General features: G+C 61.7%; 8 protein-coding genes. 6 read left to right on the top strand and 2 right to left on the bottom strand.

Going from position 1 to position 12541, the window contains the following annotated elements; translation table 11 throughout:
* Positions 1 to 3 precede the first annotated feature (3 nt).
* On the bottom strand, positions 4 to 1476 hold the full coding sequence (locus ACYVB2_RS11225) for a carbonic anhydrase family protein (RefSeq protein WP_382432949.1): 1473 nt from the start codon (positions 1474 to 1476) through the stop codon (positions 4 to 6).
* A gap of 102 nt (positions 1477 to 1578) precedes the next feature.
* On the opposite strand from ACYVB2_RS11225, the gene ruvB reads away from it, so the two are divergent.
* From ruvB to ACYVB2_RS11195, 6 genes are read left to right on the top strand one after another with little or no spacing between them, the layout of a single operon-like run.
* Positions 1579 to 2634 (top strand): Holliday junction branch migration DNA helicase RuvB, encoded by a 1056-nt coding sequence (ruvB, locus tag ACYVB2_RS11220; RefSeq protein ID WP_382432947.1) that lies wholly within the window; start codon positions 1579 to 1581, stop codon positions 2632 to 2634.
* The gene (locus tag ACYVB2_RS11215) at positions 2631 to 3929 is read left to right on the top strand and encodes an efflux RND transporter periplasmic adaptor subunit (RefSeq protein WP_382432945.1); all 1299 of its coding nucleotides are present in this window, start codon (positions 2631 to 2633) and stop codon (positions 3927 to 3929) included. The genes ruvB and ACYVB2_RS11215 overlap by 4 nt, the downstream gene beginning before the upstream one ends.
* Before the next feature lie 11 nt (positions 3930 to 3940).
* The gene (locus ACYVB2_RS11210; protein ID WP_382432944.1) at positions 3941 to 5161 is read left to right on the top strand and encodes an ABC transporter permease; all 1221 of its coding nucleotides are present in this window, start codon (positions 3941 to 3943) and stop codon (positions 5159 to 5161) included.
* Complete coding sequence (locus ACYVB2_RS11205; protein WP_382432942.1) at positions 5158 to 5901, top strand: ABC transporter ATP-binding protein; 744 nt, start codon at positions 5158 to 5160, stop codon at positions 5899 to 5901. Before ACYVB2_RS11210 ends, ACYVB2_RS11205 begins: the two co-directional genes overlap by 4 nt.
* Positions 5902 to 5939: 38 nt before the next feature.
* Positions 5940 to 7088, top strand: a complete 1149-nt coding sequence (locus ACYVB2_RS11200) for a response regulator (protein WP_382432940.1) — start codon at positions 5940 to 5942, stop codon at positions 7086 to 7088.
* 28 nt (positions 7089 to 7116) lie between these two features.
* Positions 7117 to 11898, top strand: coding sequence for a PAS domain S-box protein (locus ACYVB2_RS11195; protein ID WP_382432938.1), 4782 nt, complete (start codon positions 7117 to 7119; stop codon positions 11896 to 11898).
* On the opposite strand, the gene ACYVB2_RS11190 is transcribed toward ACYVB2_RS11195, so the two are convergent.
* Complete coding sequence (locus ACYVB2_RS11190; protein ID WP_382432936.1) at positions 11895 to 12536, bottom strand: histidine phosphatase family protein; 642 nt, start codon at positions 12534 to 12536, stop codon at positions 11895 to 11897. The two genes, ACYVB2_RS11195 and ACYVB2_RS11190, sit on opposite strands and share 4 nt — an antisense overlap.
* Positions 12537 to 12541 lie beyond the last annotated feature (5 nt).

Here is a 12541-nt window from a genome sequence, read left to right as displayed (position 1 = left end):
GGATCACGGCCCGGCCAGCACTTGGCGCCCATACAGGGGCTGGGGTGGCCGAGCATGGGGCGGCAGCAGAGCAACCAGGCGCTGCCACTGCTCCGGTGCCACGCTGGCGGGGGTTTTGAGCACCAGTCGCAACACGCCCTCTGTGCAAGGGGGCGTGGTGAGAGAGCCGAGGTACTGGTAGTAATGCCGCTCGGCAGGCAACAGGTCATAAAGCTGCAAGTTGCCCGGAGATAACGGCACCCGCTCGCCCGCATGCAACGGCAAATGCCTCCACAACTGGGCCAGAAAGGGGTTGGGTGCCCCCAGCCGCAAAGGCACCGACACCACAGCCCACTGGCTGGTGGGCGCACGGTAGAGCAAGTCCACCGCCATCACCACATTCTCTACGGCGCCAATGCGCTCCTCTGCGGGGTAGTGCATCTGCACGCGTTGCAACTCCCACTCCATGCCACGCAACGTGAGCGTGCTCAAGCCTTGCACATTCAGCTCCAGAGAGCGGCCCGTATGCTCTAACACACCAGTAAACACTTGATTGCCCAGCGGCAAAGACGCCGTAGGCCCAGGCTTTTCTGGTGGCTTAGCCAACTCGATGGGCGATTGGCGCTGGCCGCTGGCACAGGTAGCAAACGATGGATGCAACTGCCCCCAAGCCTGCGGGCCTGTAGGCCCAGCGTAGCCCCAAGGCACCGCCGCCGCATCATCCCACACAGACAAGGGGGAAGGAGAGGGCACTAACACCTGTGCTGCAGCCAACTCGGCGGCACGGTCGGCAGCGTAGCGGCGGCTGGCACTGGCACTGGCACTGGCACTGGCACTGGCACTGGCACTGGCACTGGCACTGGCACTGGCACTGGCACTGGCACTGGCACTGGCACTGGCCTCGGCTGGTGCTGGTGCTGGTGCTGGTGCTGGTGCCTGTGGTGCCTGTGGTGCCACCACAACGGGCATGGGTGCTGGCGCAGGGGCTGCAACCGGCACCACAGGAGCCGCCGTGGGTGGCGTGGTAGATAACTCGATGGTGGGTGGCAAGGGAGTGACCGGTGCCGTGCCCTCTTCTGCCACTGGAGTAGCCGCTGTAGCGGCTGCTGTGGCGGCCAAGCCAGCCGCCGCGGCAGCCGTGGCTTTGTTGCGCCTGCGCGGGGCTGGGGCCGCAACCGGCTGGCCCAACTCCACCGCCAAGGTAGGAATGGTGTAGCGCGGTTCGTTTTTTCCCTTGCCCGAGCGCCCGGTACGCCGGGGCGACGCATGTTTTTGGTTGGTGCGCTCCAGCGCAGCATTGATGCGCTCAATCAACAAAGCACGCTCTTGAGGATTACTCAAGCGCAAGGGTGCTGGCGCTGCAGGCGCTCGGGCAGCAGGAGCCGATGCTGGCTCGGCCGCACCAACAGGGCTGCACAAAGCCACAACCACCAGCATTGCCAAAGCCGGGCAGGTGCAGCGCAAGGCAGGCAGACAGAAAGCAGGGGCGATTTTCATGGCAAGAAAGCGGAGGCGAGCAGGATCACACTTTAACTTGGCTCTGCCAAGTCGGGGGCAGGGAGGCTATAGTTTCGGCCTGCCTTGCCTGCCGGAACCACCGTGACCATCCACACCGACGATTTTGCCCCCGCACCGCCCAAACGCATGGTATCTGCCGCCCCGGTCTCGCCGCAGGAGGAAGCCCTTGAACGTGCGCTGCGCCCCAAAAAACTCCAAGAATACGTAGGCCAAGCCAAGGCGCGCGAACAACTGGAGATTTTTATTGGCGCCGCACGCAAGCGCCAAGAGGCACTAGACCATGTGCTGTTGTTTGGCCCCCCAGGTCTGGGCAAAACCACCCTCAGCCACATTATTGCGGCCGAGTTGGGGGTGAATTTGCGCCAGACCAGCGGCCCCGTACTAGAAAAGCCCAAAGATCTGGCGGCACTGCTGACCAATTTGGAAGCCAACGATGTGCTGTTTATTGACGAAATTCACCGCCTCTCGCCTGTGGTGGAAGAAATCCTCTACCCAGCACTGGAAGACTACCAAATCGACATCATGATTGGTGAGGGGCCAGCGGCCCGCTCCATCAAGCTGGACTTGCAACCCTTCACCTTGGTCGGAGCCACCACCAGGGCTGGCATGCTGACCAACCCACTGCGCGACCGCTTTGGCATCGTGGCCCGGCTAGAGTTTTACACCCCCGAAGAATTGGCACTGATTGTGACCCGCAGTGCGGGCCTGCTGGGCACCCCCATGGATGCTGCTGGTGGCTTTGAACTGGCCCGGCGCTCACGCGGCACACCACGCATTGCCAACCGCTTGCTGCGCCGTGTGCGAGACTATGCCGAGGTCAAAGGCGACGGACACATCACCCAAGAGATCGCCCAACGGGCGCTGGCCATGCTGGATGTAGATCCACAAGGCTTTGACGTGATGGATCGCAAGTTTCTGGAGGCCCTGATCCACCGTTTTGACGGTGGCCCCGTTGGGCTGGACAACATTGCTGCCAGCATTGGCGAGGAGTCGGGCACCATTGAAGACGTGATCGAGCCCTACCTCATCCAGCAAGGCTATGTGCAGCGCACGCCGCGTGGGCGCATAGCAACGTTGGCTGCCTACCGTCACTTGGGCGTAACGCCCCCACAGGGCAATAGCCCACCACAACCATGAAACGCCGCACCATCGCAGCCATTGCGGGCGCACTGGTGCTAGGCGCTGGACTGCTGGCGGCCCTGACCCTGCGAGCCCCCACCGTAGAGGCCGTGCAGGTACAAGCCATGCCACTGGTGCGCACCTTGCAGTTTTCGGCACGGGTGGCCACGTTGTCGCGGGTGGACATAGGCAGCACCATCACCGGGCGCGTACAACAAGTGCAGGTGCAAGAAGGCCAAACCGTGCGCCAAGGCGATGTGCTCATCCAACTAGAAAGCGATGAACTGCGCAGCGCACTGGCCCAAGCCGTGGCCGCCGAACGCCAAGCCCACGCCCGCTTGGCCGGGCTGCGCAGCACGGGCCGCAGCAGCACGCAAGCCACACTGGCCCAAACAGAGGCCACCTTGCATACCGCCCAAGCCACGCTGGCACGGGTGGAGCCGCTGGTGGCCCAAGGCTTCTACAGCACGGCACAGCTTGACGAGGCGCGCCGTGCTGTCGCAGTGGCCCAAGCCCAGCAAAGCAGCGCCCGCGCCCAACTACAAGCCAATGCCGAAGCAGGCAGCGACATTGTGCAAGCCCAAGCACAATGGGAGGCCGCCCGAGCCGCCACCGCCAGCGCACAGGCCCGGCTAGAACAAACCCAACTGCGGGCACCATTGGCTGCCCAAGTGCTTCAGCGCAGTGTAGAGCCAGGCCAGATCGTGCAAGCAGGCAAAGCCCTGCTGCGGCTCGCACTGGCTGGCCCCACCCAACTGGTGGCGCAAGTGGATGAGCGGTTTTTAGATCAGCTCCAGCCCGGCCAGCCCGCCACCGTGGTGGCGGATGCCTTTGCGGCACAGCCCTTTGCCGCACGGGTGCTGTCTATCGCCCCAGCAGTGGATGCCCAACGTGGTGCCATAGAAGTGAAACTGGCCTTGGAACAACAAGCCCCAGCCCACCTGCGTGAAGACATGACGCTCTCGGTCGAGGTAGAAACCGCCCGGCGTGAGCGTGCTTTGGTGCTGCCACTGTCGGCCTTGCAACCCGGTAGCACACCCACTGGCCCCGAAGCCACGGTGCTAGTGCAGCACCAAGGCCAAGCCCAAGCGCGCAAGCTGCGCCTAGGGCTACGCACGCTGGATGCAGTAGAAGTGCTGGACGGCTTGAGCAATGGCGACACCGTACTGCACAGCACCAAGATACAGGCAGGTGAGCGAGTGCAAGCCCGCCCCTTGGTTTGGAAGCCCGGCACAGCCCTCTCGGGCAGCCCGGCAGCGGGCAAAACTGGCGGCGAGGCAGGCTCTGCCATGACCAACGCTATGGGCCGCTAGGCTGCACCGTGATGTGGCTTGGCTTTGAACTGCGCGTAGCCCTGCGTTTTTTGCGCGAGGGCCGAATGCAAACCCTGCTCATCCTGGTGGGTGTGGCCGCTGGGGTGGCCGTGATCGCCTATATCTCAGCCCTCATCAATGGCCTGCAAAGCAACACCTTGGCCAAGACACTGGGAGCGCAAGCCCACATCAGTCTGCGCGCCCCCGACGATGTTGTCACACCAGCGGCCGCCCACCCCAAGGGCACCACCACTGTGAGCGATGTGCAGCCGCGCGCCCAACGTCTGCGCTCGGTGGCCAACTGGCAAGCACTGATGCCGCTGCTGGAACAATGGCCAGGCGTGGCCGGAGTCTCGCCCATGGTGTCTGGCTCTGGGCTGGCGCTGCGTGGCGAGGCGGTGCAATCGATTGCACTGATGGGCATAGAGCTGGAACGCTACGACCGCATGATCGGCCTGCGTGGCAAGGTGGTGAGTGGTACGGCACGGCTGGCACCGGGCGAAGCCATCATTGGCCGCGAACTGGCCCAAGACCTGGGCCTGCGCGTGGGCGACCGCCTGACCGTGCAAACCAGCAGCCTGAGCGAGGCCGTGCGTGTGACGGCATTGGTCGATTTGGGCGTCAAAGACCTGAACCGACGCACCGTGATCGTGCCACTGCGGGCCGCACAGAACCTATTGGCACTGCCCGGTGGTGCAACGGGCCTAGACCTGACGCTGCACGACGTTTGGGTGGCACAGGCTTTGACCGATACCCTGCGTCGCCAGTTTCCGTACAAGATTGAGAGCTGGCAAGAGAACAACGCCCAGCTGGTGTCGGCACTGAACGCACAATCCATCAGCACCCGCATCATCCGAGGGGTGGTGCTGGCCGTAGTGGTATTGGGCATTGCCAGCGTGCTGGTGGTGTCGGTGGTACAAAAAGGCCGAGAAATCGGCATTTTGCGGGCGATGGGCGCCACGCGTGGGCAAATTTTGCGGGTGTTTTTGCTGCAAGGTGCCGTGCTGGGCGCCATAGGGTCGGTGCTGGGGCTGGCTCTGGCCGTGGCACTGATTTGGGTATTTACCCATTTTGTGCGTGGCTCAGACGGCCTGCCACTGTTTATCATCAGCCTGCCGCCGCGCACGGGTTTGCAGGTGGCGCTGATTGCCACGGTCTGTGGCGTGCTGGCTGCCGTGGCCCCAGCGCGCCGGGCCGCTGCACTAGACCCGGCACAGGCCATTCGCCTATGAAGACGTCTTTGCCCATCCCCCCCTCACCCGCTGCAGCCCCCAGCCTGATCACACTGCAAGGGGTGACCAAGCAATACCACATCGGCCAACCCAGCGAAACCGAGGTTCTACACGGCCTGGACTTGCAAGTGCAGCGGGGTGAATTTATCGCTCTCATCGGCCCCTCTGGCTCGGGCAAAAGCACCTTGCTCAATATTTTGGGGCTGCTAGAGCCACTCACCCAAGGCAGCTACCAACTGGCTGGTGAGGCCGTGCAAGGGCTCAACGATGCCGAGCTGACGCTGCGCCGACGCCGCCTGCTAGGCTTTGTATTTCAGTTTCACCACCTGCTGCCTGCATTTTCGGCACTAGAAAACGTCACCCTACCGGCCTTGATGGCTGAAGGCCATGTCAGCGCCCGCGAGCAAGAGCGCGCCCGCAGCCTGCTGGCTGCCGTGGGCTTGGGTCAGGCGCTGCACAAGCGCCCCAATGAACTCTCAGGTGGTATGCAGCAGCGCGTGGCCATTGCCCGTGCCCTCATCATGGAGCCGCCACTGGTACTGGCCGACGAGCCCACTGGCAACCTCGACACCGCCTCCTCCAGTGAGGTGTTTGCGCTGCTGCGGCGCATCCATGCCGAGCGCGGCACCACCTTTATTGTGGTCACCCACGACCCCCGGCTCGCTGCGCGCTGCGACCGGCAGGTGGAGTTGGTGGATGGCCGCATTGCCCGTGATGGCAATCCCACACAGGATGCCTGAACGCACTACGATGCCCACGAGGCCTAGGAGAGCGCACCGTGACCGAAACTGCCCCCCGCACCAAAGCCACCATCCTTGTCGTCGATGACATGCCCGACAATCTGACCTTGATTGCCGGGTTGCTGCGCGGCTTGTACCGCGTGGTGGCAGCCAACAACGGCGAAAAAGCCATCGCCATTGCCCACAGTGAACACCCGCCCGATCTGATTCTGCTCGACATCATGATGCCCGGCTTGTCGGGCTACGAAGTTTGCCAACGGCTCAAGGCCGATGCCGCTACGCGCGACATTCCCATCATTTTTCTCACCGCCATGACTGGCACCCAAGACGAGACCAAGGGGTTGGAGATGGGGGCGGTGGACTTTATTACCAAACCTGTCAATCCACCCGTGGTGCTGGCCCGCGTGGCAACGCAATTGCAAGTCAAGGCGGCCGCCGACTTCTTGAAAGACCAAAACGCCTACCTAGAGGCCGAAGTCGAACGCAGGGGCCAAGCACTGGCGGCCATCCAAGACGTCACTATTTTGGCAATGGCCTCCCTGGCAGAAACCCGCGACAACGACACCGGCAACCACATTCGGCGCACCCAGCACTATGTGCGGCTGCTGGCACAGCACCTGCAAACGCACCCACGCTTTCGGGATTTCCTGAATGACGAGACCATCGACCTGCTGTTCAAATCGGCACCATTGCACGACATCGGCAAAGTGGGCATTCCCGACCGCATTTTGCTCAAGCCGGGTCGCTTCACACCAGAAGAGTTTGAGATCATGAAAACCCACTGCCAATTGGGACGCGATGCCATCCAGCACGCCGAAGACCAGTTGGGCATTCAGGTGGACTTTTTGCACTACGCCAAAGAAATTGCCTACAGCCACCAAGAAAAATGGGACGGCAGTGGCTATCCGCAAGGTCTGGCAGGCGACGCCATTCCTGTCTCAGCCCGCCTGATGGCCGTGGCCGATGTTTATGATGCGCTCATCAGCCGCCGGGTGTACAAAGAAGGCATGCCCCACGCCCAAGCCGTAGAAATTATCTGCCAAGGGCGCGGCAGCCACTTTGACCCCGATATGGTGGATGCCTTTGTGGCCCTCACCCACGAGTTTCAGGCCATTGCCCGGCGCTATGCCGACAGCGATGCCGATCTGGCGCGCAAGGCACAACGCCGCGCCCCTACCCCCACCTAGGGGGCCGACCCAGCGAAAGCACCATGCCATGCCCCCATTGCTGCGCTTCTTTGAACGCCAATCCCTGCGCACCAAACTAGCGACCGGATTTGCCGTATGGCTGGCCTTGCTGATGGTGCTCAATGCCTCCAGCATCCACACCCAGCAGCAATTGCAGGTGCAAATGCAGCAGAGTTACGAGACCGACCTGATAGGCTTGTCGCGCAGCAAAGAAATACAGGCCCAGTCTATTCTGCTCGGGCGTGTGGTGCGCCAAGCCCTGCTGGCAGGCAACGAGTTGCAGCGTGCCGACATGCTGCAACAGATCAGCCAAGTACGCACCAAGGTATGGCAAGAGCTTCATACCTTGCAGACATTGCCACTGCCCCCCCAGACACGGGCAGCCCTGCAACGCTTCCAGGCTGGATACGAGCAGTATCTGCGCCAGCTTGAAGCGCAGGTTCTCCCCCTGTTACAGCAAGGCAAGACTGAGCAGGCCATTGCCCAATTCAACTCCAGTGAGCTCCAACGCATTGGCGTGCAGGCCATCACCGCAGTCAATGAAGTAGCCAGCCAATTGGAAGAGCAAGCCCGCCAAACCATGCTGCAAGTGCAGGTGCGTGGCCGAGAGAGCCTCACCTGGAGCTACCTGCTGCTGGCACTGGGGGCGGTAGTGGGCAGTGTCTGGGGCTGGGTGATGGTGGTCTCTATTCGACGCCCGAGCGAACAGGTGCGCCAAGCCGTGGAACAGTTGGCCCAAGGCCAATTGCAACAACCCATACCGCACACCGGGTGGGACAACGAAGTGGGGGCCATGGCCCGCGCCGTGCAGGTATTGCAGCAAGGCGCGCAGCAGCGTGAAATCCAAAGTTGGGTCAAAACCCACCTGTCCAACTTAGCGCAAAACCTGCAAGCTGCGGCTGACCTGCAAACCTTGTCGCAGACCCTATTTCGTGAGCTGGCACCACTGGTGCAATTGGGTTACGGCGTTCTCTACCAGCACGAAGAAGACCTGCAACGGCTGCGCCTCTTGGGCTCCTATGCCCATCGTCAGTGCCCCCCTTTGCCCTCCTATTTAGCCTTGGGCCAAGGCCTGCTAGGCCAGTGCGCTATCGACCGCAACCCCATCGTGCTGCAACCCCCGCCTGGGCACTATGTGCATATCGGCTCGGCCCTGGGCGATGCCACGCCCTGTGCGGTGGCCATCCTACCGGTACTGCACAAACAACGCCTGTTGGGGGTGCTGGAGTTGGCACTGCTCGACCCCATCAGCGCCCAAGAACAAACCCTGCTCGATGACCTGATGCCACTGCTGGCTATGAACATCGAAATCCTAGAGCGCAGCCTCAGTACCAGCCAACTGCTCAACGAGACCCAGCGCCAAGCCCAAGCCCTGCAAGAGCAAGCCGTGACGTTGGAGGAGCAGGCCGTAGAACTCGAAGCCCAACAAAACAGCCTGCGCGACACAGAAGCCTGGTACCGCAGCATCATTGAATCAGCGCCAGATGGCATGCTGGTGGCCGACGACAACGACACCATCCTGCTCGCCAACCCACCGCTGGAAGCCATGTTTGGCTACGCTCCAGGCACGCTAGTTGGGCAGTCGATTGAACGGCTACTCCCCGTGGCCCTGCGCGACACCGCCGAAACCGACCACCCGCCCCCCTGCGACACACAGGGCAACAGCAGCCTGCAATGGAATGGTATGCGCCAAGATGGCCGCGTGTTTCCTGTAGAGGTTGGTTTGTCTACACTGCCCGCCGTGGGCGGACGCCGTGGCAGCCTGTGCATGGCCGTGCGCGACATCAGTGAACGCAAAGCCGCCGAAGACCGGCTGGCCGCACTGGAAGAACACAGCCGCCTGATTTTGGCCTCCGTCAACGACGGCATCGTAGGTTTAGACCTGCAAGGGCGGCTGACCTTCGCCAATGCGGCTACCACCACCATTTTGGGCTACACCGAAGCCCAATTGCTCGGCCAGCCCATACACCCGTTGCTGCACCACAGCCACGCCGATGGCAGTGCCTACCCCATTGACGAATGCCCCATGCGGCTTACCACCCAAGATGGACAAGCACGCAGCACCGACGATGAAGTGCTCTGGCACCAGAACGGCACACCCATTGCGGTGGAATACACCACCCAACCCACCTGGAAAAACGGAGAACTGGTTGGCACCGTGATGGTGTTTCGCGACATTACCGAACGCAAGAGGGCCGAACAGGCATTACTGGACGAGCGTGCCCGGCTGCAAAGCATCCTAGACCGCAGCCCGATTGGCATAGCCTTTAGCACCCAGGGGCGGTTTCGCTTCACCAACCCACAATTCACAGCCATGTTCGGCAGCCGGGTGGGCGATGCCGCCAAAGATATTTATGTGGATGTGCAAGACCGCGCCCGCATCAGTGATGCGCTACAACACGGTGAGGTGGTACATGGCCAAGAAATTCGCATGTATGACAAAGACCACCACGAGCGCAACATGCTCACCAGCTTTATGCCCATTGTCTACGACGGCGAGGAGGGCATTCTGGGCTGGCTGCTTGACATCACTGAACGCAAAATGGCCGAAACGGCTATTGTGCGGGCCAAAGAAATTGCCGAAGAGGCCACCCAAGCCAAGAGCGATTTTTTGGCCAACATGAGCCACGAAATCCGCACCCCCATGAATGCCATCATTGGCATGTCGCACCTGGCGCTGCAAACCGCACTCGACAAACAGCAGCGCAACTACATTGAGAAAGTGCACCGCGCTGGTGAAAGCCTGTTGGGCATCATCAACGACATTCTGGACTTCTCCAAGATCGAGGCGGGCAAGATGAGCATGGAAGTCATCGATTTTCGCCTCGAAGACGTGATGGACAACATGGCCCACCTGATCGGTATAAGAACCGAAGAGAAGGGGCTAGAGCTGCTGTTCAGCGCCGCGGACGATGTTCCTACTGCGCTGCGCGGTGATCCGCTGCGCTTGGGCCAAGTGCTGATCAATCTGGGCAACAATGCCGTCAAATTTACCCAAACGGGCGAGATCGTACTCGGCATCGAGAAACTGTCAGCCAACGCCGATGGCGTGGAGTTGCACTTCTGGATTCGAGACTCTGGCATTGGCATGACGCCCGAACAATGCGCCAAACTGTTCAAGCCTTTTACGCAAGCCGATGCCTCCACCACACGCCGTTACGGTGGCACCGGGCTGGGGCTGGCCATCTCGCGCACGCTGGTCGAAATGATGCAAGGCCGCATCTGGGTCGAGAGCGTATCCGGCCAAGGCTCCACTTTTCACTTTACCGCCCGTTTTGGCCTGCAAGCCGACCCCATGCCCCGGCGCATGTGCAGCGCCGAAGAGTTACACGGTGTGCGCCTGCTGGTCGTGGATGACAACGCCGTGGCGCGCGAGATTCTCTCTGCTATGGCGCGCAACTTTGGCATGGAAGCACACACCGCCTCCAGTGGCAGCGAAGCCCTGACCCAAGTGCAACAGGCCGATGCCCAAGCCCAACCCTACGATTTGGTGCTGATGGACTGGAAGATGCCCGCCCAAGACGGTGTGGAAACGGTGCTACAGATTGAACAAACCCCCTTACGACAGATGCCCACCATCATCATGGTGACGGCTTTTGGCCGCGAAGATGTTCTGAGTGCCGCACAAGCCCGTGGCGCACGGCTCAACACTGTGCTGACCAAGCCGGTCACTTCGTCATCGCTCCTCGAGGCCATTGGTCATGCCCTCAACCGCTGCAAAATGCCCGAAACCCGTGCTGCCGTGCGGGCCGACAACCAGCGTGATGCCATGACCCAACTGCAAGGTGCACGGGTACTGCTGGTAGAAGACAATGAAATGAACCAAGAACTGGCGCTGGAGCTGCTGCGCCATGCAGGCATGGAGGTCGTGCTGGCCAACCACGGCCAAGAGGCGCTCGACATCTTGGCCCACGACAGCCGCTTTGATGGCATCTTGATGGACTGCCAGATGCCCGTGATGGATGGTTACACCGCCACCCAAGAAATACGCAAAAACCCCGCATGGAATGCCATTCCCGTTTTAGCCATGACTGCCAATGCGATGGCTGGCGACCGCGAAAAGGTGCTGCAAGTCGGCATGAACGACCATATTGCCAAACCACTCAATGTGGGCGAGATGTTTGCCACCATTGCCAAGTGGGTGCATCCACAGCCGCCCGCTGGCACCACAGCGCCAGCCACTGCTCCCCAGCCCAATCCACTGCCAGCCCACCACAGCATGGCGCTACCCGCCTTGCCCCACATTGATGTGCAGGCCGGGCTGGCCACCACGATGGGCAACCAGACCCTATACACCCGGTTGCTGGGCAAGTTTCGTGACAGCCAAGGCGATTTTGCCAACCAGTTTGCCAGTGCGCGCCAGAGCTCCGACCCGGAGGCCGCTACCCGTGCCGCCCATACCCTCAAAGGCACCGCAGGCAATATTGGCGCCAAGGGCGTGCAAGCTGCCGCAGCCGCCCTAGAACAAGCCTGTCGCGAAGCAGCACCGGCTGCTCGCATCGACACGTTGCTCACTGCCGTGCTCGAGCAACTGACGCCCGTGCTGGCAGACTTGCAAACGCTGGCCCCCCCCACCACCGCCCCAACGCCCGTGTTGGCACACCACCTATCCCAGCTCACACCGGATCTGGAACGGTTGGTTCAGCTGCTGCAAGACAATGATGTGGATGCCGATGTGGTGCTCGAAGCTCTGCAACGCCAAGCCAGCGGTACCGCCTTGGCCCCCGTGCTGGACAAGGTTGCCCATGCGCTGGCCGCCTTTGACTTTGATGCCGCACTGGCAGTGCTACGGGCGGCCACCGCCCCTTAAACGGTGGACTCGTCGCGGGTGTTGTTGGCGTCCAGATGTTGGGTATCGGCCCAACCCACCAGCGTCAGTCCCTCAGGAGTCCAAAGCAGACGGTTGATAGCGGCATTGGTCAACATCCAAGTGCGTGGTGCTTGCAGGTCTTGGCCGGTGGCTAGACGATACAAAATGTCCATCACGCCACCGTGGGCCACCAATACCACCAGCCCGCCCAAGTGCTGCTGCGCCAAGCGGTTGGTGGTGGCTGCAATGCGTTCACGCAATTGCAGCAGGCTCTCGCCGCCATCGGCGGCAAAATGTGGGTCGCGTTGACGCCAGCGCCGAGCCTGCTCGGGGTGGCTGACCTCTACCTCGGCAAAGGTACGGCCCTCCATGTGACCGAAACAGCGTTCACGCAAACCCGGCTCGGGCGTCAACGGGGCGCCGGTCACATCGGCCAAGGCCTGTGCCGTGGCTTGGGCACGTTGCAAATCACTGGCATAAATGGCCGTGATGGGCTCGGCAGCCAGCGCGTGCGCTACCTGACGGGCCTGCCAATGGCCCACCTCATTGAGTGGGATATCCAAATGGCCCTGAATGCGCGAATCCACATTCCAAGCGGTTTCGCCGTGGCGAATGGCAATCAATCGGGTGGCTTGCATCGCAC

This window comes from Giesbergeria giesbergeri, assembly GCF_054779375.1.
This window is presented reverse-complemented; position numbering and strand designations above follow the sequence as displayed.